This is a genomic window from Parapedobacter sp. ISTM3, from assembly GCF_016533505.1.
In the GTDB taxonomy this organism is placed as follows: domain Bacteria; phylum Bacteroidota; class Bacteroidia; order Sphingobacteriales; family Sphingobacteriaceae; genus Parapedobacter; species Parapedobacter luteus.
Genome location: NZ_JAENGN010000016.1, coordinates 1 through 26604, shown reverse-complemented (window position 1 = coordinate 26604; position 26604 = coordinate 1). Strand labels below are relative to the sequence as shown.

The following is a 26604-nucleotide window of genomic DNA, read 5'->3' as shown; positions in this document are numbered from 1 at the left end:
TGTTATTATGCAAAAAGTGTATCTTTGCAAGAAAGGTATCAGCTCATTTCATGGAAGACTCTCACAAATTAGATCATTCAGAATGCCAGAATCGGATACGTCCCGTAAAGGAAGCTTTGGCATTTTTAAGCGGCAAATGGAAGCTTCCCATTATTCTCTCCCTTTGGCTTGGCAACAAGCGTTTTTCAGAGATATCAAAAGAAGTAAATGGCATCACCGACCGCATGCTATCCAAAGAATTACGGGACTTGGAAATAAACGGCTTTGTAAAACGTGTCATTCATGACTCCTATCCCGTGGTTGTCGAATACATCCTAACGGATTACGGCAAGACATTAAAACCCGTCATCGATGCTTTAGGTGAGTGGGGAGCATCTTATCACAGCCGGCCTGCCAATGGATCCAAGCGAGCCTCCCATCCCGATACGGAATAGGCCAGCAGTTTTCGGTCCCGGAACATTAATATTTTTTCTATTGCATTGCTAATTGGACGGAAAAAGCGTACTTTTGCCAAGAATTTTTGACTCCGTAGCTCAGCTGGTAGAGCAACTGACTCTTAATCAGTGGGTCGACAGTTCGAACCTGTCCGGGGTCACTTCTTGGGACAAGTCTTTTTTTAGATTTGTCCCTTTTTTTATCCGTGGTGTCACAACATCATTCCCTACAAGTCCTATCGCAAAATAAAACTCGCAGGAGCATAGGCATTCATATAACAATTGAATGTTCCTGATATTATTGTTATCGGTTCCCCTACCTGCTCTCCCCGCAAATCAACAGGCATTGCCGTTCGTGCTTGTAGGCCGCTGGGAAGTGTTACGGTAATTTTCCCTGGAGTCCCTGCTTGCTCCCACAATCGCAATACCATTCCATCCCCGTCTGGATTTCGTCCAAATGCAGTAACCATGGCACCCTTCCTTGACAATTGAACACCCGCCGCGGCTGCAGGCAACCGGCCTCCATTACCATTTACCAAAGCGGACAACAGCGGAGAACGGGATTCTTCAGCAGGCGTAATAAGCGATTTCTCGTTATTAAACTCGGTTGTAAACCATAAGTCAATCCGTGCAGACCACGAGCCTTCAATCCATTCCGTGAAGTTGGTGCTCCAAAGATTATTGTAGAGATTGACAAAAACATTCGGCCTTTCCGGAATAAAATGCCCTGAATATTTCCATAAACCGGGCCTATCGAGGCTAACCCCCGGTGCGTCAGGCGTGGCCATGCCGATTCCGTTTCCCTCATCATCAATTACTGCCAGGCCTGAATTAAGGAAATTATAATCAAAATTGCTTCCTTTAACGAAATCCGTCGCGGGGTTTACCACGGCTCCCAATCTTGCTAATCTAAACGTCGGATTATCAACTTGGAAGGGCAGGCTTATCCACCCCGCTTCCGCCCAGGAATCGGCAGGCTTATTATGGATACTCCAAATCAGCTCTACTTTCGGGCTGTCTCTGTACAAACTTACCGTAATGCTATAATCGTGAGGAAGATCAGCGGATGCCGAAAAAAGCATCGTTGCGGTTACGGAAACATCATTTTTCCAGAAGAAAATTTTTGCATTGTTCCCTTTCGCTGTTACATGAGGTTCTTCTGTTAAATTCGGCTTGCCTACGCGATCACCATCTCCGCTTTTTATATAACTTTTTACGTAATTAGCTGCATCTTCTTTACTGAATCGCTCGTATAGGTATTGTCCAAACCCAAATTCGCTGTTTTTATCCACCATCTCCCTGCCGGAACTTTTTTCTACGATGGAGGTGATGCTTCCCTTGGCCGGGTCCAATTGAATCTTTATATAGCTATTCGCTATGGTATAGGCAGATTCGTCTGCTTCGAGCTCATTTCCCGAATTGACGGAGCCCCCATCCGTCAATATGTAATTCCGGTAGCCGGATGCGGGCACATCTTTCGCTACAAATTGAAGGATGTTTTTCTCGTTTGAAAACGGGATAACCTCGCCCGTCTCGACATCTTTAATGGCAGTCCCCTTATGCGATGAACTGGGAGCTTTGATGGTCACCACACCACTTCTTTGCCAGGGAAGCGGGTTGTACACAAAGATTCTTTTCCCTGTTAGATTAACCTCGCCGGCCAACTCCGATAATTGCCTGTTCAAGGACGGGGTGACAACCTTGTCCGCCGAAAACACCCGGTTGGCTTTTTCCTTCCATGATTTTTCTATGTCTTCATAAACCCCTTTTGCGCGTTGTATTTTAAATTCATCGCCGTAGCTCCATGTACCATTCCTGCCATGAGGCATCGCCATTCCAAAGGTATGTTCATCAAATAAGAGCTTATCCGTATACGCATCCGATAGCCGTGCTGAAATATCATATCCATTAGGCAACCAGGTATTATATAGTGCATTCAGCGATTCCCATGCAAAAAGATCACGGCTAATCCTGCGGGAATCTTTAACTTCACGAGGCATAGACATAAACCCATGTATCCAGGTGTCCGGCATATCCCCTCGGACAACGGGCAAGGAGGGATTTTCGCGCATTATAGCGTCATAGAAATCCGCCATCTGTCCAATCCGGACCTTTACATGCGGGGCCTTTTTCTGGATTTCCGCCAGGTATTGATCAACGGTTTCCGGTGTGGGAGGACCTGCATTGTTCCCGTTTTGCATAATGGCCAGCCAAGTTTTATAGGGCCAGTTGGGCGGAGGAAGTAAGGAAGTACCATAATTTTCTTTCCAGTACATGGTCATCAACTTTGAGCCATCAGGTCCCTCCCACCAGAACAATACCGGCACATCCGGAGTTTGGGGGGCCGGATTGCTGCCTATATGGAGAAATTTCACACCGGAGTGCGATAGAAGTGTCGGCAATATCCACGAATGGCTTGGTACATCGGACATTTTTGCGTCAATCGCCAAAGGCAAACCATACGTCCGTGAAATAGTAGACGAGATGTTCATCCCCCGAACTAATGCTTCAAGATCGCTGGCTCCTGTCTCCAGCGTAAAGGGCAACGCATGTACAACAAAGCGCCGACTTCTTAACGCATCTTCGACTTTTGACCGGACATCAGGCAAGCTCTGATTAATCATTTGCCTCATCGGCCAGCTGGGCACGGTCCAAATAAATTGTTTTTCGGGTGGCCTACCTTCACTCCGCTCCAGTATGTCAAACGCATTATCCATCATCGAAGTACTATACTGTTGCACAACAGCTTCGGCATAATCCGTATACCCGATATCAAAATGCGTTTTAAATACAATAACAATTTCGCTAACCGTACTATCCACCTGTTGAGCAGACAATGAAGCGCTAGAAAATAACAACCAGCATAAAAAGCATACTATCTTTGGCCTCATCAATCACACGCATAAATGTACATACATACAACAATAAAAATCTGATAAGAATTATATGTTAAACGGATTAATAAATCCATAAAACAACAAAAACCTCACTTATTAGTCGACAATAATAGAATATAAAATACATCAAGACAAAAAAATCCGTTAAAAAAGTTTTAAGATACGGTTAAATGTACATACAATATCCGATTACTTGCTCCTATAACGAATTAACCGGTAAAATAAAAAACCCTGATGGGGGCTTTTAATTTTACCGGTTTTTGCCCTGCTATTCCGTCCAACCGCCACCGAGCGCACGGTAGATGTTGACCATGGCGTTCATCTGCTGCATTTTGGTTTCTATCAACTCAAATCGAGCCTCAAGTGCATCCCTTTGGGTAAGGAGCACTTCCATATAGTCTGCCCGTGCCGATCCAAAAAGGCTGTTTGAAATGCCGATAGACGCCGAAAGGGCTTCCACTTGCCTTGATTTCAGCTGGTAGCTTTTTTCGAGATTGGCTATTTTTGCCAATTGGTTGGCAACTTCCAAATAGGCGTTTAGAATCCGTTGTTCGTATTCATATACCGCCTGCAACTGTTTGGCGCTGGCACTGTAATAGGCTGCTTTGATAGCATTCCGGTTAATTATTGGAGCCGTGACATCGCCGGCCAACGAGTAGAGCAACGATTCGGGTGTTGTGATCAAATAAGCGGGATTAAATGCTTGATACCCGATAGCGGCAGAGATATCCAGCGAAGGGTAAAACCTTGCCCTAGCGACTTTGACATCCAACTTTGCCGCGGCGAGTCCAAGCTCCGCTTGTTTGACGTCCGGCCGGTTGGCCAGCAACTGCGCGGGGATTCCGGCATGTATAGCCTCCGGCAATTGCGATTCCAGGGATTGGCTGGTCCTTGGTATCGGCTGGGGGTACCGGCCCAGCAAAAAGTTTATCCGGTTCTCTATTTCGGTAATCCGTTGCTGGATGCCATACTGAAGACTCTGCGTATGGAGTACTTCAGCTTCGAACCGTCGTACGGCAAGTTCGGTTGTTTTGGCTGCTTCCTTCTGTAACCGCACAATACGCAGTGCGTTTTGTTGGATCTCGATATTCTTTTTTACAATCCCAAGCTGATTGTCAAGGGCCAGCAACTCGTAATATGAGCTGGCGATTTCGGCGATGAGGTTGGTGACCACGAAGTGCTTGCCTTCCACCGAAGACAAATACCGCATCACCGCTGCCTTCTTCGCATTACGCAGCTTTTTCCAAATATCGACCTCCCAGGTAGCATACGCCGCTATCAGGTAATCGGCCAGCGGTTCTGGCATTTCATGGCCTGGCTTGATGTCGGTATTTGCTTCCATTGCACCGATATTGGTATACCTGGGCACTTTATCCACGCTGGCAGCTCCCCTTAGCCCTACAAAAGGCAAATACTCCCCTTTTTTTTCACGAATCTCATTGCGCGAAATCTCAATTTCCTGTAGCGTGATGTTCAACTCCTGGTTATTTTTCAATGCCGTATCAATCAGGGTAATCAAATACGGATCGGTGAAATATTCTTTCCATGTCAAGGTGGCTATATTGGTGGTGTCCGACGAGCCCTGAAAGCTCGCCGGAACTTGATTGTTTTCAGATCGCACAATGAACTCGGGACCTTTGCAGCTCACCACCATCGCTACCAAAAACGCAATTTGTACGGTTTTATATGCTATTTTCATCTTTTTTATTTGCTTTGCTTGGAGTTAAGTAAGGATTTCAGCTTTTTCAGTAGTTTCCTTTCGGGCCGTTCTTGCACCAAATCTTCAGTAAGCGGATTTTCGTCTTCATCGCGGATAAGTTTCCGTCCCTCGGCCATCGTTCCAAAAACATAATACAGACCCGGCACGACGATTACCCCAAATACCGTCCCGAATAGCATGCCTCCCAGGGCCGAAGCGCCAATGGTACGGTTTCCCACGGCTCCCGGACCAGTAGCAATCACAAGCGGCATCAGGCCGGCAATAAAGGCAAAAGATGTCATCAGTATCGGGCGAAAACGCACTTTGGCACCTTCGATAGCGGCGTCCAACACCGTTGCCCCTTGCCAGTGTTTCATCACCGCAAACTCCACAATCAGCACCGCATTTTTACCGAGCAATCCCACCAACATGATCAGCCCGATCTGGGCATAGATATTGTTTGCCAAGCCCAAAAGCTTCAACATGAGGAACGAGCCAAAAATTCCGACCGGCAATGATAAAAGCACCGCCAACGGAATAATAAAGCTTTCGTATTGCGATGCCAAGACCAGATAAACGAAAACCAAGACCACGACAAAGACGTAAACGGCTTCATTCCCCCTGTTCGCCTCGTCGTAAGAAAGCCCTTCCCATGCGATGTCATAGCCAATCGGCAGGGTGCTTTTGGCGACTTCCTGGATAGCGGCAATAGCGTCTCCGGTCGTATAACCGGGGGCTGGCACGCCGCGGATGGCCGAAGATGTGTACAAATTGAAACGTGTAATCTCATTCGGTCCCTGTGTTTTTTCCATGGTCATAAACGATGAATACGGAACCATTTCACCTGCTTCGTTTTTGATAAACAGGTTTAGGATATCGGAAGGCAATTTCCGGTATTCGGGTGCAGATTGTGTATACACCTTGAAAAAGGTGTTGAAGCGCGTAAAGCCCTGCTCATACGAGCTACCGATTAGCACGTTGAGATTTTCCATGGCCTTACCTATCGACACACCTTTTTGCATAGCGAGTTCGTTATCGATGATCAGCTCATACTGTGGGTAATTAGCCGCATAAAAGGTAAAAAGCCCACTCAATTCTTTCCGCTTATGCAATTCTTCCATGAAATCCTTATTGATTTGATCGAATTCGTGGTAATCTATCGTACTACCTTTGTCCAACAACCGGAGCGAGAACCCGTCGGACGAACCGTAGCCAGGTACGGCCGGCGGCTCGAAGTATTCGATAACAGCACCGATGTCCTTCGTTTTTTCTTCCAGTTCTTCGATGATCTCATGCACGGAGTGTTTACGCTTGTCCCAATCGTTCAGGTTAATCATACAGGTACCTGCATTTGACCCCCGGCCTTCGGTCAGGATTTCATAGCCCGCCAATGACGAGACGGACTGAATACCTTCTACCTCTTCAGCTATCTTTTGCAATTGGCGGGAAACATCGTTTGTGCGTTCCAGGGTAGTCCCGGGAGGCGTCTGGATGATGGCATAGATTTGCCCCTGGTCTTCATTTGGGATGAACCCAGAAGGCAAGGTCTTATTGACCGCAAAAATCCCGAATCCGAAAGCAAGGAGTATTGCGTACGTAACTACTCGCCTGTTGACGATCACCTTCAGTAGGGCGGTATACCTTCCGGTCAGCCGGTCAAACCTTCGATTAAACCAGTCGATAAACTTATCCACCGATGATTTTTTTCGTGGCTTGCCATGATGGTTCTTGAGTATCATGGCGCATAGCACGGGTGTAAGGGTCAACGCCACGACACCCGAAAGCACGATGGAGCTGGCCATAGTGATGGAAAACTGACGGTAGAAGATCCCTACTGGACCAGTCATGAACGCCACGGGTATAAATACCGCTGTCATGATTAGCGTGATGGCAATGATTGCACCGCTAATTTCGCCCAGCACTTTCTTCACCGCTTTGAAGGGCGACAGGTGCTCTTCTTCCATTTTGGCGTGTACGGCCTCCACCACAACAATGGCATCATCAACCACAATACCGATTGCCAGCACCAGCGCAAACAGCGTAATCAAGTTGATGGTCAAACCGAATAGCTGCATGACCACAAACGCACCAACCAGGGAGACAGGCACGGCAAGCGTAGGAATGAGCGTAGACCGCCAGTCGCCGAGAAACACAAATACCACCAAGGCCACCAGCACAAATGCTTCAACCAAGGTATGCATGACCTTATCTATCGATGCGTCTACAAACTTCGACACGTCGTAATTAATTTCATAGTCCATGCCGGGGGGAAAAGTCGGCCTTAGTTCCTCCAGTTTGGCTTTTACATGTTCAATCACCTTACTGGCGTTGCTGCCAAAGTTTTGTTTCAGCATGATGGACGCCGCAGGATAACCATCCTTATTGGAATAGATATCAAAAAACTCGCTGCCCAATTCGACCTCGGCGATATCTTTCAGCTTGACCATTTCGCCTGCCGCTGTGGCCTCCACAATGATGTTTTCATATTGTTCCGGCTTATTAAACCGGCCTTCGTAAGACAACACGTATTCCAGCGACTGTGCGGTTTTCCCGGAGGCTTGCCCTACCCGCCCCGGGCGGCCAATCACGCTTTGCTCCTCCATGGCTTCCATCACTTCCTCTGTGGAAATGTTATAAGCCCGCATGCGGTCGGGCTTCAGCCAGATACGCATAGCAAATTGGCGGCTACCCAATATCTGGGCGCGCCCCATGCCACTGATACGTTGCAGTTCCGGCAAAATATGTACATTGGCGTAGTTGTAGAGGAACTTCTCATCTGCATGATCGTCGGTACTGTATAGGTTGACATACATCAACATACTCGGTTGGATAGGTGTAATCACCACCCCTTCCCGCTGTACCAACGGCGGCAAATTGTTCATCACCTGATCTACGCGGGTCTTTACATTCACCACGGCGGCGTTCGGATCCGTACCTGGCTCAAAAATCACTTGGATGGTCGCCTCGCCTGCACTTGTTGCGTCGGAGATAATATACTGCATCCCCTGAACACCGTTTATGGCCCGTTCCAAGGGAATCAGCGTTGATTCGACTAATACTTGTGCACTCGAGCCGGGATAGGCAATAAAAATGTTGACCCGCGGCGGCGCAATTTCTGGAAACTGAGAAACCGGACGCGTATTGATAGCTAAAATTCCCATGAATACGATGGCCAAGGAAATGGCGATGGCCAGCACCGGTCTTTGTATGAATTTACTAAACATGGTATACGATATGAAGGTGTGAGGCTATTCAGCCATTAGTTCGCTGAGTGATGCAAAGACTTTTTCGGGCGCTTCGAATCGGGGATGGATCTGATCATTATGCTTCACCCTCCGTAGACCTTCAACGAGGATCTGATCTTTTTCGGAAAGCCCGGATGCTACGACAAACAAATGGGGCAGCTCCTGCGCAACAACAATTTCCCTGGCTTGCACACGGTTGTTTTGATCGATCACATAGACATATTTCCTATCCAGCACTTCGAAGGTAGCCTTCTGCGGAATGATAAGGGCATCTCTCAACGGTACCGCCATCAGAATACTCCCCGTTTCGCCATGACGCAATAGCCCTTGCGGGTTATCAAACGACGCACGAAAAGCGATGTTTCCGTTTTCATTATTAAAGTCCGCCATAATGGCTTCGACTATGCCCTTCTGGTTAAACAGCTGATGATTTGCCATTTTTAGCAGAACTTCCTGGCGCTTGCCACGCCCGGACCGTGCCGCAAAATCCAGGTACTCCGCTTCGGGCACATTGAAGTACACCCACATTTTACTGTTATCAGAAAGTGAGGTAAGCAATTCGCCTTCATCCAGAAGACTACCCAAGCGCACGTAGAATTTATCCATAATACCATTAAATGGCGCACGGATTTCGGTAAAGCCCAAGTGCGCTTTTGCCACCTCATACCTCGCTTTTCGCTCTTCGTATTCGGCTTTAGCCAATGCCAGTTCCCGTGCCGAAACCACGTTGCTGTCGGCCAATTTCTGGGTGTTCTCATACTGAATCAGCGCATGGCGCATGCTTGCTTCTTCTTGCAGCACTTCCGCTTCATATACAGCAGGGTTGAGTTTAAACATCAACTGGCCCTTCTTTATGGCTTGACCTTCATTGACGTAGATTTCCTGGAGATAACCTTTTTCCAGTGCCCGCAATTCAATGTGTTGGATAGCGTGAATCTGGCATACGTATTCTTGGGTTACCAATGTATCTTTCAGAACCGGACTGGTCACCAAAAAACTTGCTTCTTCGTGTTGTTGTTCATGCTTTGGAGCACAGGCAATCGGCCATAGCAGGAGACATAGGCCTGCTAGCTTAAATATTCTATTCATAACGATTTCACGTTGAACAATAATGGAGTTTTGATTAAATTGACATAGTAAAGGATGTGATCTACGCGAATACGCTTAGACACATTAAGTGTCCGGGTAGATGCACACTACGTAGATTGGCAGGCGCTTTCCGGACTGTCGCTTTGAAAAAGAGGTTATAAGGGGCTAAATCCGCAGCACGCCAAACAGGAGATAGGCACGAAACGGCAGCCGAATACAGCCTTGCGAAAGCTGGGGCGCCTTCACATAACGGCAATTTGCCTCGCGAATCTTAAAATCAAAAAAAGCTGCAAGAAATCTTACAGCTTTTTTATTCTTTTTGAGCGAACCAAGCCGCTCGTCTTTATTTTCGGATTCGCTGTTGGCAGCGTCAATCTGATCGCGATGCCTGTCTGAATCGTTTGAAAATGGTCTGACGGTCGCATACTGGATGTGCTTCAGAATTCCGGCATGCACCTCGCCCTGTTGCTTGTCTTTCGCGGGGATGGCAACATGAACGGCATCAACTTCTGCATAGACGCGGAAACCGCTACAACCGAGCAGCAAGAATAGGCAAATTACCCATGGAAACCGAAACGATGAACCCATCATGTGGCGGCAAAAATAGAGAAAGTTGATTGTTTTGCAAACGGGTAATTGTTAAAAATTAGTTACACCGCTGCGACGACATCGGTTCCACGAAAAAACATCATATCCCATTGAAAAAGACAACGATTATTTTCCCATCTTTACACCAACCTATTGAAGTTTATTTTTCATGAAAATTGCTACATACAACGTCAACAGCATCAACGCCCGTCTTCCAATCGTATTAAGATGGCTGAAAGAAACCCAACCCGATGTCGTCTGTTTGCAGGAGCTGAAGGCCATCCAAGAAAATTTTCCCGAGCAAGCGCTGCGGGATGCCGGATACGATAGCATCTGGCACGGTCAGAAAAGCTGGAACGGTGTGGCGATCCTATCTCGAGTGGGACAGCCTGAAGAAATCTGCCGTGCATTACCGGGAGAGCCGGAAGATAACCATAGTCGTTATATCGAAGCAAAAATCAATGAGATCGTCATCGGCTGCCTGTACCTGCCCAACGGCAATCCCGCACCGGGACCTAAGTTTGATTATAAGCTCCGCTGGCTGGACCGCCTCATCGCCCACGGTCAATCGTTGCTCGACCAACATGTACCGGTCATACTAACCGGCGACTTTAATGTAATCCCTACCGAAGTGGACGTCTACAAACCGGAACGTTGGACAGACGATGCACTTTTCCGACCTGAAACCCGCGAGGCTTTCCGCAGGCTACTTGCTCAGGGTTGGACAGACGCGCTCAGGCGCCTATATCCCGATGAAACCATCTATACCTTCTGGGATTACTTCCGCAATGCATTTGGCCGCAATGCGGGGTTGCGCATCGACCATTTTCTGCTCAGCCCCATGGTGACCCCACGGCTCCAATCCGCCGGAGTAGACCGGCAGGTAAGGGGGTGGGAAAAGACCAGCGACCATGCACCCGTTTGGATTGACATAACGTAATGCCATTCAACGTCGTCGTCACTTGCCGGCGACTTTCAAGATAATCTTGCCGTTGACATGGCCGCCTTGGCTCTCTTGCTGGGCGGCAGCCGCGTCTTCCAGTTCCATGACTTTATAAATGACAGGCTTCACGCTGCGTTCATCAATCAGCGAAGCGATGGCTTCGAGTTGATGTGGGTAAGCTTGGGCGGTATAGCCCTCCAAATGGATGTTGCGGGTTTTTGCTTCGTCAACGTATTCCGGCTTTAACGTGGTGATCAGCCTTCCTCCAGGTCTGATGACATCCAACGACCGCCGTTGGGTCTCGCCGCCGATCGTATCGAACACCAGGTCCAGGTTACTTAGCTTTTCCCAAAAATACGCCTGCCGGTAGTCAATAAGCTCGTCTGCACCAAGTTCATTCAGCAACCCGAAGTTCTTTTCCGAAGCTGTACCGATGACATGAGCACCCTTCCATTTGGCAAACTGAACGGCAAGTGTACCGACACCACCCGATGCACCGTGAATGAGCACACGCTGGCCTTCGGTGAGGTGCCCATGGTCAAACAGCCCTTGCCAGGCGGTCAGCCCTGCCAACGGCACCGCCGCGGCATGGATGTGGTCAATGCTTTTTGGTTTTTTGGCCAGCTCATCGGCCGGTAAGGCAATATACTCCGCGTAAGCGCCATTTCGCGTTGGGTGGGGCCGGCCATAGACCTCGTCGCCGGCCTTTAGCCCCTGAACCCCCTCTCCTACCTCCTGCACTACGCCGGAGACATCCCAGCCGGGGGTGAAAGGAAACTGTACCGGGAATTTTTCCTTTCGCTGGCCTGACCGTATCCGCCAATCCACCGGATTCACACTGGTCGCATGTACGCTCACCAGTACTTCACCGGGGGCAGGCCGCGGGATGGGCACTTCTTCCAGTTTCAGCACTTCCGGCCCACCAAATTCATGTATCCTGATTGCTCTCATTCCTGTTTGCTACAATTCTCAAGTCGGTTATTACGTAAATCAAAACATCTGGCTTCCTAAATGGTTTGCTCTTTTGAATGGTACCCATGAAATAGACACACCATGAAAACGATGACATTTATTGCGGTTTTTTCATTTGCAATCCATCAATTGCCATTATTCGGCCAGGACGGCAATAAGGAAATTATCGAACGCCGCATGGAAGGCCATATTTTCAGACCGAAACAATTGTTGCCGACACCGGAAAACATTGCCTCCCTGAAACTTCCTCCGGGTTTTACCATTGAGAAGTTTGCTGAGGGGTTGGGCAAATCGCGCATGCTGGCTGTGGCAGCCAACGGGTCGGTCTATGTGACCGACCGTGACCACGGCACGCTGACGTTGCTGCAAGACCAAGACCAAGATGGGAAGGCCGACGTGGTAAGGATACTGACAAAAAAAGACCAACTCCATGGCATCGCGGTAGATGGTGACAATCTGTACCTCATCACGGTCAATGAATTGTATAAAACTACCATCCACCCCGATGGCAACATCGATAGCCTGCAGCTGTTGGTGGATGACCTTCCCGATGGCGGCCAACATGGTAACCGGACGCTCAAGGTAGGTCCAGACAACGCTTTGTATGTCTCCGTGGGCAGCACCTGCAATGCCTGCGTCGAAACGAATAAGGAAAATGCCACAATGCTCAAGGTAAGTCTCGACGGAAGCCAACGGGCGACATATGCCACGGGACTACGGAATACGATCGGGTTTGATTGGCACCCGCAAACCGGCGATTTGTGGGGCTTTGACCACGGTATCGATTGGCTGGGAAACGATGAGCAGCAGGAAGAACTCAATAAAATCGAGGAAGGCCAGGACTACGGTTGGCCCTTTGTATACGGCGATGGACAATTCGAGGTGCATCATGATCCCAAAGGGATGACACACGAGGAATATGCAGCCAAATCGGTCAAACCAACCCTGCTTTATGATGCACATGCCGCACCGATGGATTTGCTGTTCTATACGGGCGATCAGTTTCCTGAAGAATTTAGCGGTGACGCTTTCGTCACCATGCATGGTTCGTGGAACAGAGCCGAACCCTCCGGCTATAAGGTCGTCCGCATCCGGTACGAAAACGGGCATCCAACCCGCGTGGAGGATTTTATAACTGGCTTTCTCACGGACGACAAAAAAGGACAGTTCGCCCGTGTATGCGGTCTCGCACAATATACCGATGGTTCTTTGTTGATAGCGGACGATGCGCACGGCGTGATCTATCGCGTGCGTTTCGGCAAATAGTTGTCCTGAGTCACCTGTGAGCGGGCAGGCATAAAGGCGTAATGATCTCTCGATGACCTGCAAAGGGGCGTGCCTGAACGGGCTAAAGGCGAGCTACGGAAAGCATTTGGCCGGGAACCGCAAAATCTGCCTAAAAAATCTTAGCAGTTATTTTGTTAGTAAAAAGCTTAAAATTACCGGAAACTTTTGGATAACTTGGCAGCAACACCGCATCTCATGCCTGCCATGCCAAAAATAACGGATACCCCACCCCATAACGTGCGACAAGAGTTGCAGTTCTTGGCTGCCGACCTCGACGAGCAATTACCCACCAAGCAGTTGGATCGCAATGTGCTTATCTGCACCTGGAATATCCGTGCTTTCGGCGGATTGACCGAAGAATGGCAAGCGTCCGACCAGCAAAGCCCGAAAAGGGATTTACAATCTTTGCTGTGCATCGTGACGATATTGAAGCGGTTCGACATCATTGCCGTCCAGGAGGTCAAAGGCAATTTCAAGGCTTTGCGCCATGCGTTGAAACTTATGGGGCCGCACTGGGGGTTTCTTATGACCGATGTCACCAAGGGACGTCCAGGTAATGACGAACGATTGGCCTTCCTGTTTGACATGCGGAAGGTGAAGCTCTCCGGGCTGGCTTGTGAAGTTGTCATCCCCGATGACGTACTGGAAGAAAACCGAGCGCTGAACAATAATTCGCTCCAACGACAATTCGCCCGCACACCATATGGCGTGAGCTTCCTCGTCGGCGGCAAAACCTTTGTGTTGCTCACCTTGCATGTACTGTACGGTACACCTGCCTCGCGCATACCCGAATTGCAGGCTATCGCCGATTGGGTGCACGACTGGGCAGATGAACTACACAGCTGGAATCACAGCCTGATCACATTGGGCGATTTCAATATTGCCAAAGCCGGCGATCCCACTTACGAGGCTTTTGTTTCCAAGGGCCTGCATGTGCCGGCGGACTTACAGGACATCGATCGCACAATCTTCAAGAAGACGTATTCCTTCTACGACCAAATTGCTTGGTTTGAAAGCGAACTCTCCATGACCTATTCCCGCGGAGGCGTCTACGATTTTCGTGGTAAAGTGCTGCAAAGCAGGAATTATAACGAAAGCCAGCTCTCGTGGCGCATCAGCGACCACTTCCCACTCTGGGCTGAATTCCTGACTTGACGCTATCGGCAGGGCGCTGTACCCGTCAACCAAATTGCCCGCAACCACTCGGCCTGTGGGTTGGCATGCTCATCAACAACCAACTTCTTGGTTTCCCCGGGCTGATACCGTATCCCCACCATACCGAAATATTCTTCGTAGGGAATGGGCAAATTTCCTTGTGTGTATTTCACCAAGAACGCTTTGGCCTCCGGGTAGCTCAATCGGGCGATTTCGTCGAAAAGTTCATCATCCTCAAAAAAACGGTCCTTCCCATAGCGTATACCCAGATCGTGCGTCAGGTTTTTCAATCCATATCCTCCTTCCGACAAGTGGAGCAGGTAGATGTCCAGACAAGCCCCTATCAACGCACCTTTCTGATACACATTTCCGTATTGATCGGCATACGTGGAAGCCGCGTATTTGCTGAGCTGGGTGAATGACAGGGTATCGTTATAGTGTTCTCGGGAGTCGACGATTTTCTCAGCAAGTTTATCCAAGAACTGTTCGGGTGTATTCATACCATGCTGCACCTGTACGTGGTGTGCCGTATATTCGGTGGTACCTTCATACAGCCATAGGTGCTTGGATAATATCGGTGTGTCGTAGTTGAATTCTTTCACTTCCCGCGATGCAATGGTCAATGGCGTGATAATGTGGAAAAACTCATGTGACGAGACATCCACCAACAGGTTTTTCAAAACATTAGCTGGCAGTTCCGGAATGTAGTAAAACGACGATGTGGTGTGCTCCAAAGCCCCGGCCATACCCAATTGGAAGGATTGCTGGATCGCCATGTCTTTGAAATAATACAGAAACGCATACCGATCGGCCGGCAGCTTACCTCCGAGGTATTTACGGGCGCCCTGTAGCAATCCGCTCAACCAATCCGCGATTTCACGCGATGTGATGGTCTTATTGGGCGAGTATACCGATACCAAAACTTCGCAGTTACCTACTTGTACCGTTGTGGTGTCTGGCACACCATACATAATGGGGGTGTCGTATAGATCATCTATACTTTCCATCAGGAAAACGTCGCGCGTAGCCGTGCTTTCCACCGGCAATTTTGCCGACGATGCATAGAAATCAGCAGGCTTTTCAAACGTCAATTCGATAGGCAGTTTATTTTGGCCTTCTACATAGCCGAAAATCCCCGGTGTATGGACCACCACGTTTTTTTCTTCGATGTTGGTCGCCGCCATTGGGTATATTTTGTGTTCCTTATCGGTATCGAAGATATCCTCCACCTCATAAGTAATCCGGTAGAGGCGCTTCGCGTTGCTTATCTCCCACTGGTTGGTGTTCAGCTGTTTTACCGGCAAGCGCCTGCCTTTGCTGTCCTCCGCCACGATGTTTGATGCGAAAGTCCCATAGTCGCTAATGGAATAGGTACCCGGGATTATCTTGGGTAACGCGAAGATCACGGTCCTTTCCGAGATCTCAGGCGTAAGGAGCGTCACGTTGAATTTATCATTCTGCAGATCGGTCAAATCAACCGTATACTGGTAGCGTTGAGCCCATAGCACCTGTAGGGAAGCTGCCATTGCACACAGCAGCAGCAGCGCATTTTTCGTTTTATACATGGCGCCAAATTAGATAAAGTTGCTTTTATATGCAACTATATCGATCGTCTGCCGCTGAGTATGCCGGTAATTGGTGGTATGCATGTCATCGCTTACGGTGACTGGTCCGCATCTGCAAAGCTACAACCTACCAGTGACAGTGCTATGACAGCGTGTGATCCAGCCGGTGCATGATATTGGCCAATTGGTGATTATGCCGTAACGTGTGCACCAGCACAAAATTAAGCCATTCGTTTCGGGTGAGTGCGCCTAACGTGGGCAATTCAAAATCAAGACAAGTCAATGTCATATCCGCATGGCTTGCTGCAAAATCAAGGATTGCTGATGTCCGCTGCTTTAGACCATCCAGCAGCCGTTCTTTTGCTATGGGGGCTTCGGTAGGCAGAATAAAATCAGGAGATTGCATTTTGACCTCGAAATTCAGGAATTGTTCGCTCAATGGCGCGACGTATGCACCGGGATCGCGCTGCGTCACCTCAGTACGCCCAGTAAGGCACCCAACCACGTCATAAGACTGGCGCAGATGATCGCCCACCTGCCCGGCTGTCCAGCTCCCTGCGAAAGGCACGGTATTCAGCTCTTGCTCATCAAGAGACGACAACGTGGTCAGTAACTCGCCAAAGGCGTTTTCCAAAGAGCGTGATAAGCTTTCTTGCATAATCGTTTATTTTAATATAAATATAACATGAGCAAATTTACTGATTGCCGGCCAACGATGGTACGGCAGGTTGCGACAATCATGGGTGCAAAACAAGACAACCTATTCCTCCTTTCTTTTATCATTCTCCTGTCATCTTCCGTGTACGATGCGGAGCTGATCCGGGGTGTATCTGTGAAATTCCCGGATCCACGTCGCATGCGGCCCGGATCAAACCCGCATTACGGTAGAACAAGAACAAAAAAGAGGAAGAAAAAAGCAGGTATAAATGACGGAGCGATGCATAGTACCGAATATTGTCGTTATATTTGCATAACTGGTTATGTAATTAGTTATACAGATGGATTTATTTTCAAAAACAGGCAAGATGGCCTTGGGAAGCCGACTGCGGATGCTCGCTGCAAAGGTGACAGATGATGCAGCTAAAATCTACGGGTTGTATGAGGTAACGCTCGCCCCCAAATGGTTTCCGGTTTTTTTCGTGCTCTCCGAAGCGGATGGAAAAACTATTACCGAAATCGCTAAAGAGATCGGCCATTCCCAACCTTCCGTCAGCAAAATCGTGCGCGAAATGGCCGCAAGCGGCTTAATCGTCGAAAACATCAACTCCGGAGACAAACGCCAGAACGTTATCTCCTTATCGGAGAAAGGAAAGGAGTTAATTGACAAAATCAGTTTCCAATACCGGGACATTGACCGGGCTATTGATGGCATCATTGCTGAAGCGACCCATAACTTATGGGAAGCCTTAGCGGAATGGGAATTTTTGCTGGAACAGCAATCGTTATTCAGCAGGGTGCAGGAGGAGAAAAAACGCCGGGAAAGCGACGAGGTAATCCTTGTTGACTACCAGTCGAAATATCAGGCAGCTTTTAAGGCGCTCAACGAGGCCTGGATTTCCGACTACTTTGAAATGGAAGAGTCCGACTATAAGGCGCTGGATAATCCGCAGGAATACATCTTGGACAATGGCGGCAAAATACTGGTAGCCTTATACCAAGGTGAACCTGTCGGCGTTTGCGCGCTAATCAAAATGAACGACCCCCGTTATGATTACGAACTGGCAAAGATGGCCGTCTCGCCCAAGGTGCAGGGCAAAGGTATTGGTTGGCTGCTCGGCAAGGCTATCGTGGACAAAGCCCGGAAAGCGGGCGCTAAAGCGCTGTACCTTGAAAGCAACACCATCCTGAAACCGGCAATTAATCTGTACCACAAGTTAGGATTCCGGAAAGTCACCGGATACCCTTCACCGTACAAACGCTGCAATATCCAAATGGAATTGGCAATTAACCCACCGACTGCCACCTGACCAGCCGGTATGCGCTATCCCAGAATCGGTATTCCAGCCGGCTGGCCGTGATGAACGCTTCCGTCATCCGTTCGCGTACGCTGTCTGTAGTAGCTGCGGCTACCCTGTCACAAATTGCGATGGCCTGCCGCACAGAAATCGCGAAGTCCTCACCGGCATAGGTATCGATCCACCGTTGATAAGGGTTGTCGCCCGCGTGTTGATGAGCGTAGATATAGTCGCCCACTTTCTTGTAAATCCAGAAACAGGGCAGCACGGCAGCCATCGCTACCTCCACGGGGGCTAATGCCGCAGTGCTTTTCAAGTAATGCACGTAGTGGTGGCAGGCGGGCTCGAGCATGCCATGTTCGGCAACGCCGAAATCATTGAAATACGACTCGTGCAGAGCTTTTTCTACCACAATAGCACCTTCACCGAAGCGCAGGAATGCCAATACGTCATCCGTGTCGTGGGCGCGCGCACCGATAAGCGCCAGTGCCCGGCCGAAATGCTCCAGGTAGCCCGAGTCCTGCGCCATATAAAACTGGAATTTCTCAATGGGAAGTGTGCCGTCCTGCAATTCGGTGATGAAGGGCATGGCGATGATGGATTGGTAAATCGGTTCGATGGCCACCCAAGCGTATTCAGACCAGGTCATATTTCGTGAGTTTCTGCGGATTAAAAAAATGGTTCAACGGCCCATTGCCTTTGCCTACCTGCACGTCACTGCCGTGGAGAATGGCTTGATACACATACTCCTGCCCTTTACGCACAGCCTCCAACAAGCTATTCCTCAGCGCAATATAGCTGGCAATTGCCGAAGACAACGTACAGCCCGATCCGTGCGTGTTGTTTGTCTCAGACTTGGTAAAACCAAACTCGTGGACAGTCCCCTGCGCATCGAAATATAAGGAGGTAAGTCGCGGTGCATCCAAGTGGCCGCCTTTGAGTAGCACCGATTGGCAACCCAATTTCCGGATCTTCAGTCCAGCGACGTAAAGGTCGTCCAGCGTGCGTACCGGCATTTCGGCGAGGATAGCCGCCTCATCCATATTGGGCGTAATGACGGCCGCCATAGGAAACAACCGCTCGACAATGGTGGTAATGGTCTTATCCTCGATAAGTTTATCGCCGCTGGTCGCTACCATCACGGGGTCAAACACGACCGGCGTCTGGGCATATTCTGCCAGCGTATCCACGATGGTATCCACCAGTTCGCCAGTATGCACCATACCGATTTTGATGGCGTCAGGAAAAATATCGTCGAGAATAGTGACAAGCTGGTCCTGCACCGTGTGGTAAGGTATCGGGTAGATGGCCTTTACCCCTTGCGTATTCTGCACGGGAAGCGCAGTAAGCGCGGAGGTGGCGTAGCAACCCAATGCCGAAATAGTCTTGATATCCGCTTGAATACCAGCGCCGCCGCTGCCGTCAAATCCGGCGATGGTCAGCACCGACGGATACCGGTACGTTTTTGTGTTCATATAGCTATTGCATTATTGATGAGTGCTTTCAAGTCAGCGGCAGCGGCGCGCGGATCGTCGGCAGCGCAGATGACTGACACCACCGCGACACAATCAGCACCCGCTTGGATTACCGCAGCCACGTTCCCCCGGTTCATCCTGCCGATGGCAACCAAGGGCTTGTCCGTAAGCCCTCGAAGCTGCCGGATGCCGGCGATCCCCCACTCCGACACTGTGTCGGTCTTTGTAGCAGTGCGGAAGATCGGGCTGACACCCAAATAATCAGCCAAGGCTGCCTCGGCACTTTGCAACTGCTCCAGCCGTTCAATGGAATAGCCCAGCAACCGACAATCGGACCATGCTTCGCGGACGCCGCTTGGGGGAAGATCCTGCTGACCGACATGCATACCGAAAGCCCCGACCCGTATGGCTACCTTCAGGTCGTCGTTGATGATTAAAGGCACATCATACCGATCGGTCACGGTCTTCAATTGCGCTGCTTTTTTTAAAAATACTTCAACCGCTGCTCCCTTCTCGCGCAGTTGGATGATATCCACACCGCCGAGGATGGCTTCTTCAGCCACCCACAGTGGATCCCGGCCATGGCAGTCAGCCTCCGACATCACCAGATATAGGCGGTAAGGGAATGGGCGATCAAGCTTCATGGGAAATCCGGACCCGGGTGACAAATTCTTCTTCCGTGATATTATACAGCTTGTCCAGCAGGTTGACCTGCAAACTACCCGGCCCGGCGCTTACGGCGACCGCCAGCTCACCGCAGACCCCCAATAGGCCCATGGCGGCGCTCACCGCCTCCACGGTATCGGAAGAAACCGCGATAAAAGCACCGATGATAGCTGTCGCCGAGCAGCCCAGGCCGGTCACCTTCGTCATCAGCGGATCGCCATTGCGGATATAAACCAACGGGCCTTCTCCCACCACAATGTCCATCTCTCCGGAGATGCAAACGACACTGCCATACCGCTGTTGAATATACCGTGCGGCATCCAGCGCCTCACCGCTTGTCGCCCTGCTGTCTACACCTTTTGTAGCGCCGCTATTGGCCTTGGCAAGCGCTAAAATTTCAGAAGCATTGCCCCGCACCACCGTTGGCCGCAGGGCCAGCAACCGGCTGACCGCATTGTCGCGGTACCGCGTAGCTCCCGCTCCTACTGGATCCAATATCCAAGGTTTACCAGAACGATGTGCTGTGGCAGATGCCTGCAGCATCGACTCAAGCCATTGGTTATCCAGTGTACCGATGTTAATCACCAACGATTGGCAAACACCAACCATATCGGTCAGCTCTCCGTCAGCATGTGCCATAATGGGCGACGCACCTACAGCCAGCAGGGCATTTGCCGTATTGTTCATAACTACAAAATTGGTGATGTTTTGCACCAGAGGTGATTGCTGGCGCACCCGTTGCACGTGATCCCAAAGTCGCTTCTCCATGCTCCAAACGTTTAAAATTTCAATGGCTAAAGTGGGTTTCCTTGGAAGGATCGAGAAGCGCAAAGTGGCCACGCTAAAAGTGACGGTTGAACTTTTCCCTACGCCGGTATAAGCCGGATCAGGTTCAAAGGGTCTTTCTCAATTCTTCTTCAGAATACCCCTAAAGCCAACGTCAAAGATACGACAAAATATTGAATAACCTATGCAAGGCGGCCTACGTTTGCCGATAAACGATCAGCGGCCTATTAAAGAAAAATTCCGCCGGACACCTCAATACGCTGTCCGTTGATCCATCGGGCTTCATCCGAACAAAGGAATGCTACCACGCCGCCGATATCATCGGGCAGGCCGACACGACCTAATGCCGTCAGGCCGGCGATATGTGCATTTATCTCCTTATTGTCACGCACCAAGCCACCGCTGAAGTCCGTTTCAATAGCTCCAGGCGCCACAACATTGGCCGCAATGCCACGAGGCCCCAACTCTTTGGCCAAGTAACGTGTCAGTACTTCGACGGCCCCTTTCATGGCACCGTAGGCGGACGAACCGTTGAACGAAAAGCGGGCAAGGCCGGATGAAATGTTGATAATCCGCCCACCGTCCTCCAGGTAAGGCAGCGCCTTTTGCGTCAAAAGAAACACACCCTTAAAATGGATATTCACAATGGTGTCGAGCTGTTCCTCGGTGGTTTCAGCAAAATCGGCATGCAATGCCGTACCGGCATTATTGATCAAGAAATCAAAACGTGCTGTGCCGAATACCTCCTGTAATACGTTACCGAGCCGCATAATGAACGCATCAAACCCTTTTGTGTCGGCTGTATCCAATTGAAGGGCAACAGCCCGTTGCCCGGCTGCCTCAACCGCCGCCACGACCTTTTCAGCCTCGATCTGATTGCGATTGTACGTCAGCACCACATCAATGCCCTTTGCAGCCAGTTTCAAAGCCATGTTTTTGCCTAAGCCCCGGCTACCGCCAGTAACCAACGCTATTTTACTTGTGTTTTTCTCCATCGTTTTATCGTTTTTATTTTGATGATACAAAGATGGCCTACAACGGTAAGCATGCGTTTGCGAGGAGCAAATCAATAGTTGCAAAATTCAAACATTTGCATCAAGATCGGAATGCCAGCGGGGATAGATCGGTCTGTTTCTTAAAAAAGTTGGAAAAATGAGCAATTTCATCGAAGCCCAAACTATATGCAATTTCGGAAACATTCCAGTCGGTTTGCTTCAACAGGATTTTGGCCTCCTGGGTTATCCTACTCGCAATGATTTCAGTGGTCGTTTTCCCAGTCTGTGCTTTGAGCACCCTATTCAAGTAGTTGACGTGGATAGCCAGGCGATCCGCATAGTCCTTCGCGGTGCGCAATTTTAGCTGCTGTTGGGGCGATTCAATGGGAAACTGCCGTTCCAGTAATTCCACAAACAACGATGCGACGCGGGTAGCCGCGTTTTGCGTGTTAGCCAATGCCATGGCTGGTTGCAACTTTTGCCCGCAATGGATAAGCTCCAGCACATAATTGCGAAGCAAATCGTACTTAAAGGAGTAATCGGAAGCGATCTCCTTTTTCATTTTAACAAAAACGCGCCCGATTTCATCGGCTGTTTCATCGTCAATCTCAAAAACCGGATACCCGCCCGATTGGAAAATCGGTAGGTCATCCAATACGACACCGCTTTTATTTTTGACCAGAAATTCATCCGTAAATACACAGAAATGCCCAGATTGGTTGGCGTCCATCGGAATCCAGTGATAAGGCACTTTGGGTGTGGCAAATAATAAGGCATTCCGCTCGATCTCCATCACCTTATCCGCATATTCAGCCCTATTGCGTCCACGGATGAGGCTGATTTTATAATAAGCCCGGCGATTATAGGGCATGGTGTTTTTCCGCTTGACTTCCTCAATGGTAGCGGCGATATCGAAAATATTGAAATGGCCGATTTCTTTATGGATGCCGGGCGGCAATAATTCGCTTACATTTTTGCCGGTAAAGCCTGCTGCCTGCTGATAGAACTCGTCGAGCGAGGTGGACTTGATGATTTCCATTGATTGGATGATTCTATTTGTAAAATCCAAACTTAGGCAAAGTTCCTTTGATATACAACTATTCATGTGTTGACGGTAAAAAAGCAATCTTACCGCTGCGGCTGGTCCGCCCGGTGGCGTATCGTTGCCCCGTACAAACGCAATATTACGCACAAAAGCAATATCGGGTATAAAACCTTCGTTAATAACTAAAACCAATCATTCATGGCTACACCAACATCACTGACTTACAAAATCGGCGGCGTACTGGAAATCAACCGGATGGGTTACGGCGGCATGCAACTGACGGGGCCCGGCGTATGGGGTGACGCTCCCGAGCGTGAAACTGCCAAACGTGTATTGCTTTACGCTGTGGAATCCGGCGTCAACTTTATCGATACGGCCGATTCATACGGTCCGCATACCAATGAAGTGCTCATCCGGGAAGCGCTGTCCTCCCACTATTCGGATATCGTCGTGGCCACCAAGGGTGGGCTGGAACGTACCGGCCCCAACCAATGGCCTGTAAACGGCCGTCCGGAGTACATCCGGCAAACTATAGACGGGAGTCTTCAGCGGCTCGGCAAGGACGAGATCCAGCTGTGGCAATTGCACCGCGTGGATCCCGACGTGCCTATCGAGGAAACGCTGGGGCCTGTGGCTGACGCGGTAAAAGCTGGCAAAATACGCCACGTAGGCCTCTCGGAAGCCGGAATCGCCGATATTGAGCGCGCCCAAACAGTGGTACCCATCGTCTCTGTGCAAAACCGATACAACCTGTCAGAACGCAGTTGGGAAGAAATCGTCGACTACACCGCTGAGCGGGGCATCGCTTTCATCCCTTGGTACCCGCTTGCTTCCGGCCCGGCCAAGATGCAGGAAAAAATCGGGACATTAGCGGAAAAATACGAAGCCACCCCAGCACAGATTGCACTGGCATGGCTATTGAACCGATCGCCCAACATCCTGCTCATCCCTGGAACCAAATCGCTTAAGCACTTGCAGGAAAACCTGAAAGCTGTTGAGCTCGATCTGTCTGGCGAAGATGTCGAAAGCCTCACTGCTTATTGAGGCACAACCGCTTTGGCCTGCCCTACCGGCACGTCCAGCTGGCCGATCCGTATCGCCTTCCACAAGTCTGATGCAACCTCCTCCGGCGGTATGCCCGCCGCACCGCCGATGGCTTGGGAAAATGCTGTATTGACCAGCGGCGGTATCAGTTCGTATACCTGTACGGAGCTCGCCTTAAGTTGTTCGCGGAGCATCTGCGTATAAACATGCAGCGCAGCCTTGCTGGCCGAATACGTTGGCACAGCAATAAATGGCGAAAATGCAACGATAGACGTGACATTGACGATGGCCGCCTCCGGCTGTTGTTTTAGCATCGGCAGCAACAAAGCGGTCAGCCGCACGACAGCCAGGTAATTGGTTCGGATTTCCTCTGCCGCATAACGCGATGTATCATCCTCACCAAGCGAATAAGCAAAGGCACTCCCCGCGTTATTGATTAAGAGATTCAACTGCGGGTAATCCTGTTTTACCCGATTGACCAACTGGCCGATATCGGCCGCATCGACCACGTCGCTCTGAATGGCTACTACATTGACTTGTCCCGCCGTTATATTGGCAATTTCAGCGATAGCCTGATCCAACCGCTCACGATTCCGGCCTGTGATGATGATTTGATTGCCCTGCGCTGCAAATTGTTTGGCGATGGCCAATCCGATACCGGCCGAACCGCCGGTGATTAAAATGGTGTTTCCTGTGGTATTCATTTTACTTGTGATTAAAAAAAACCTAATTATGATGACTAAAAAAAATAAACCGAACGGTCTTTTATTGTACAAAAAAAATGTCAGACTCCGAATTAGGAATCCGACGCAGGCGACGCCGTCAGATGCCGTTCAAATTCCGATTTAATCGCGGCAACGACCATGCGCATCTGTGTATTGTCGCGCATCACACGCCTTATAAGCATAGCGCCTTCCAAAAGCGCAACGACTTTTACGCTAAAGGCTTCGGCATCTAAGCCCGCAACGACCTCGCCACTCGTGATGCCCGCCTGCACGACTGAGGCGATTCGGCGTTCTGCATTCAGTATCGCCCGTTTGACCATATCACGCACGACTGGATGCGTATCGTCAGCTTCAACGCCAAAATTTAACAGCGGGCACCCCCCTTCTACCTGCTCGCGCCCCTCGTAAAACGATAGAACACTATATAATTTTTCCTTAGCGGACCGCCCTTTGCTTACACGTTGATCCAGCAATGCAGCAAGTTGTCCGCTAAGGTGCGTGAATACGGCCTGGCAGATGTCATCTTTGCTTCCAAAATTCCCATAGATTCCTCCTTTCGTCAGCCGCGTTGCATCCATGATATCGGTCAACGACGTAGCCGCCATCCCTTTCTTATTGACAATAGGGGCCGATTTCTCGATAATGAATTGCTTGGTTTGCTCCGCTTTAGTCATGGTGTTGCCAGTATTGCTTTGCAAAATTAAAAAAAATAAACCGAACGGTATATAAAAATCAAATTAGCTAGTGAATCTACACAAGCACGCAAAACCATACATCCAATTTCGTGTTTGTATAAAGCAGCGTATTTTGTATCGTTAACCATGAAAGTCACGTTTTTCTCGACCAAACCCTATGACCGGGAGTTTTTTGACCGGTTCAATCCATCTTTTGGTTTTGAACTGGAATACTATGAGACACACCTTGGCCCGCATATTGTCAATGCAGTGGAGCATGCAACGGCCATCTGTGCATTTGTCAACGACAAGCTGAATGCAGAAGTAATTGACGTATTGGCTAGGAAGGGCATAAAATACATCGCATTGCGGTGTGCTGGGTTCAACAACGTTGATTTGGAAGCCGCGAGACAAGCAGGCCTTCGCGTCTGCCGCGTACCGGCCTATTCGCCTGAGGCCGTCGCCGAGCATGCCTTGGCCATGATATTGACACTAAACCGCAAAACCCACAAGGCATATAATCGTGTACGCGAACAGAACTTCTCGCTAAAGGGCTTGATGGGATTCAACCTCCATGGGAAAATTATCGGTATCATCGGTACCGGAAACATCGGACGCGCCTTCGCACGGCTTATGCGGGGTTTCGGATGCACGCTGATCGCCTACGATGTTGTGGAGAGCGACGAGCTTAAACGCTTTGGTGTACAATATTTACCCCTGCGTGAGGTGTTTGCCCAATCGGATATCCTATCGCTGCATTGTCCGCTATTGGAAAGCACCCGGCACTTGATTAATGCAGAAACCCTCCGCCAGATGAAAAAGGGGGTGATGATCATCAATACGAGCCGCGGCGGGCTCATCGACAGTCAGGCGGTGCTGGAGGGGCTGCGGTTTAAACAGATCGGATATCTCGGTATTGATGTTTATGAGCAGGAAGACAAACTTTTTTTTCGCGACCTTTCGCACACCATCATTGACGATGACACCATCCAGTTATTGATGAGTTTTCCCAACGTGTTGGTCACCGGTCATCAAGCGTTTTTTACCAGCGAAGCGATGGAAGAAATTGCCTTGACCACACTGAAAAACCTCGCCCGGTTGGCGCAAGGACTGGAGCCCGAAAACCCTGCGGCCGTGGTTGTATAGCCACTGCAATGCCGGCTTAGGTTAATGGTAGCTTAGCACCCGGTTGATGCTCCAAGCGTATGCCCCGCTGCGACAGCCCCCCTCCAGCGAAGCGTCATGCCAACAACGCGCTAAAGCAGGATGCATAAGCTTGGCACATCCTATCCCATCCGAAGTGCTGGAGAGTATAGTGCTGAAAATCGGCTGCGATATGCCGATATTGCGCAGGGTGGCTGATGA

The 26604-nt window shown here is 49.7% G+C and carries 24 protein-coding genes, 1 tRNA gene and 1 riboswitch; of the genes, 8 read left to right on the top strand and 17 right to left on the bottom strand.

From position 1 onward, the window contains the following. Nucleotides 1–50: 50 nt before the first annotated feature. The gene (locus JHJ32_RS18120) at nt 51–434 is read left to right on the top strand and encodes a helix-turn-helix domain-containing protein (RefSeq protein ID WP_079715649.1); all 384 of its coding nucleotides are present in this window, start codon (nt 51–53) and stop codon (nt 432–434) included. A gap of 88 nt (nt 435–522) precedes the next feature. Continuing rightward, nucleotides 523–595, top strand: a tRNA-Lys gene (locus JHJ32_RS18115). Between the two features lie 75 nt (nt 596–670). Here the strand turns inward: JHJ32_RS18115 and JHJ32_RS18110 are convergent. The 5 genes from JHJ32_RS18110 to JHJ32_RS18090 form a co-directional block, all read right to left on the bottom strand. After that, nucleotides 671–3325, bottom strand: a complete 2655-nt coding sequence (locus JHJ32_RS18110; protein WP_200121943.1) for a glycoside hydrolase family 38 C-terminal domain-containing protein — start codon at nt 3323–3325, stop codon at nt 671–673. A gap of 274 nt (nt 3326–3599) precedes the next feature. Beyond that, the gene (locus JHJ32_RS18105) at nt 3600–5030 is read right to left on the bottom strand and encodes a TolC family protein (protein ID WP_200121942.1); all 1431 of its coding nucleotides are present in this window, start codon (nt 5028–5030) and stop codon (nt 3600–3602) included. Between the two features lie 5 nt (nt 5031–5035). After that, nucleotides 5036–8254: an efflux RND transporter permease subunit gene (locus JHJ32_RS18100; protein WP_200121941.1), complete on the bottom strand. Its 3219-nt coding sequence runs from the start codon at nt 8252–8254 to the stop codon at nt 5036–5038. Between the two features lie 24 nt (nt 8255–8278). After that, complete coding sequence (locus JHJ32_RS18095) at nt 8279–9364, bottom strand: efflux RND transporter periplasmic adaptor subunit (RefSeq protein WP_200121940.1); 1086 nt, start codon at nt 9362–9364, stop codon at nt 8279–8281. Between the two features lie 165 nt (nt 9365–9529). Then, on the bottom strand, nt 9530–9955 hold the full coding sequence (locus JHJ32_RS18090; protein ID WP_079715644.1) for a hypothetical protein: 426 nt from the start codon (nt 9953–9955) through the stop codon (nt 9530–9532). Nucleotides 9956–10121: 166 nt separating this feature from the next. Between JHJ32_RS18090 and xth the strand changes: the two genes are divergently transcribed. Further along, on the top strand, nt 10122–10892 hold the full coding sequence (xth, locus tag JHJ32_RS18085) for an exodeoxyribonuclease III (protein WP_079715643.1): 771 nt from the start codon (nt 10122–10124) through the stop codon (nt 10890–10892). 18 nt (nt 10893–10910) lie between these two features. Here xth and JHJ32_RS18080 read toward each other — a convergent pair whose 3' ends face one another. Then, entirely contained in the window at nt 10911–11846 is a 936-nt protein-coding gene (locus JHJ32_RS18080; protein WP_079715642.1) for an NADP-dependent oxidoreductase, read from the bottom strand. Between the two features lie 102 nt (nt 11847–11948). Between JHJ32_RS18080 and JHJ32_RS18075 the strand changes: the two genes are divergently transcribed. Further along, a complete protein-coding gene (locus tag JHJ32_RS18075; RefSeq protein WP_200121939.1) occupies nt 11949–13133 on the top strand; it encodes a sorbosone dehydrogenase family protein in 1185 nt (394 codons plus the stop codon). A gap of 195 nt (nt 13134–13328) precedes the next feature. Further along, nucleotides 13329–14309, top strand: coding sequence for an endonuclease/exonuclease/phosphatase family protein (locus JHJ32_RS18070; RefSeq protein ID WP_200121938.1), 981 nt, complete (start codon nt 13329–13331; stop codon nt 14307–14309). Between the two features lie 2 nt (nt 14310–14311). On the opposite strand, the gene JHJ32_RS18065 is transcribed toward JHJ32_RS18070, so the two are convergent. Further along, entirely contained in the window at nt 14312–15874 is a 1563-nt protein-coding gene (locus tag JHJ32_RS18065) for a peptidase M61 (protein ID WP_200121937.1), read from the bottom strand. Between the two features lie 142 nt (nt 15875–16016). Further along, on the bottom strand, nt 16017–16532 hold the full coding sequence (locus JHJ32_RS18060) for a DinB family protein (protein ID WP_200121936.1): 516 nt from the start codon (nt 16530–16532) through the stop codon (nt 16017–16019). A 340-nt stretch (nt 16533–16872) separates the two neighbouring features. Here JHJ32_RS18060 and JHJ32_RS18055 point away from each other — a divergent pair, with 340 nt between their 5' ends. Further along, on the top strand, nt 16873–17841 hold the full coding sequence (locus JHJ32_RS18055; RefSeq protein ID WP_079715638.1) for a helix-turn-helix domain-containing GNAT family N-acetyltransferase: 969 nt from the start codon (nt 16873–16875) through the stop codon (nt 17839–17841). On the opposite strand, the gene tenA is transcribed toward JHJ32_RS18055, so the two are convergent. From tenA to JHJ32_RS18025, 6 genes are all read right to left on the bottom strand, one after another. Further along, nucleotides 17819–18478 (bottom strand): thiaminase II, encoded by a 660-nt coding sequence (gene tenA, locus JHJ32_RS18050; RefSeq protein ID WP_079715637.1) that lies wholly within the window; start codon nt 18476–18478, stop codon nt 17819–17821. The two genes, JHJ32_RS18055 and tenA, sit on opposite strands and share 23 nt — an antisense overlap. Continuing rightward, on the bottom strand, nt 18465–19304 hold the full coding sequence (gene thiD / locus JHJ32_RS18045) for a bifunctional hydroxymethylpyrimidine kinase/phosphomethylpyrimidine kinase (RefSeq protein ID WP_079715636.1): 840 nt from the start codon (nt 19302–19304) through the stop codon (nt 18465–18467). Before thiD ends, tenA begins: the two co-directional genes overlap by 14 nt. Then, nucleotides 19301–19948 (bottom strand): thiamine phosphate synthase, encoded by a 648-nt coding sequence (thiE, locus tag JHJ32_RS18040; protein WP_200121935.1) that lies wholly within the window; start codon nt 19946–19948, stop codon nt 19301–19303. The genes thiD and thiE overlap by 4 nt, the downstream gene beginning before the upstream one ends. Next, nucleotides 19938–20738, bottom strand: a complete 801-nt coding sequence (thiM, locus tag JHJ32_RS18035; protein ID WP_079715634.1) for a hydroxyethylthiazole kinase — start codon at nt 20736–20738, stop codon at nt 19938–19940. The genes thiE and thiM overlap by 11 nt, the downstream gene beginning before the upstream one ends. A gap of 78 nt (nt 20739–20816) precedes the next feature. Continuing rightward, nucleotides 20817–20910, bottom strand: a riboswitch (TPP riboswitch). Nucleotides 20911–20983: 73 nt separating this feature from the next. Further along, nucleotides 20984–21751 (bottom strand): SDR family NAD(P)-dependent oxidoreductase, encoded by a 768-nt coding sequence (locus tag JHJ32_RS18030; protein ID WP_079715633.1) that lies wholly within the window; start codon nt 21749–21751, stop codon nt 20984–20986. A 100-nt stretch (nt 21752–21851) separates the two neighbouring features. Beyond that, nucleotides 21852–22790 (bottom strand): AraC family transcriptional regulator, encoded by a 939-nt coding sequence (locus tag JHJ32_RS18025; protein ID WP_079716007.1) that lies wholly within the window; start codon nt 22788–22790, stop codon nt 21852–21854. Between the two features lie 204 nt (nt 22791–22994). Here JHJ32_RS18025 and JHJ32_RS18020 point away from each other — a divergent pair, with 204 nt between their 5' ends. Next, a complete protein-coding gene (locus JHJ32_RS18020; RefSeq protein WP_079715632.1) occupies nt 22995–23840 on the top strand; it encodes an aldo/keto reductase in 846 nt (281 codons plus the stop codon). On the opposite strand, the gene JHJ32_RS18015 is transcribed toward JHJ32_RS18020, so the two are convergent. Beyond that, nucleotides 23834–24544 carry an SDR family oxidoreductase gene (locus tag JHJ32_RS18015; protein WP_079715631.1) on the bottom strand — a complete coding sequence of 237 codons (711 nt, stop codon included), beginning with the start codon at nt 24542–24544 and terminating at the stop codon, nt 23834–23836. The genes JHJ32_RS18020 and JHJ32_RS18015 overlap by 7 nt on opposite strands. A gap of 92 nt (nt 24545–24636) precedes the next feature. Next, complete coding sequence (locus JHJ32_RS18010; RefSeq protein ID WP_079715630.1) at nt 24637–25239, bottom strand: TetR/AcrR family transcriptional regulator; 603 nt, start codon at nt 25237–25239, stop codon at nt 24637–24639. A 147-nt stretch (nt 25240–25386) separates the two neighbouring features. On the opposite strand from JHJ32_RS18010, the gene JHJ32_RS18005 reads away from it, so the two are divergent. After that, a complete protein-coding gene (locus tag JHJ32_RS18005; protein ID WP_079715629.1) occupies nt 25387–26385 on the top strand; it encodes a 2-hydroxyacid dehydrogenase in 999 nt (332 codons plus the stop codon). A gap of 21 nt (nt 26386–26406) precedes the next feature. On the opposite strand, the gene JHJ32_RS22910 is transcribed toward JHJ32_RS18005, so the two are convergent. Beyond that, the coding region (locus JHJ32_RS22910; protein WP_233632743.1) for a hypothetical protein at nt 26407–26604 on the bottom strand (198 nt) is incomplete at its 5' end.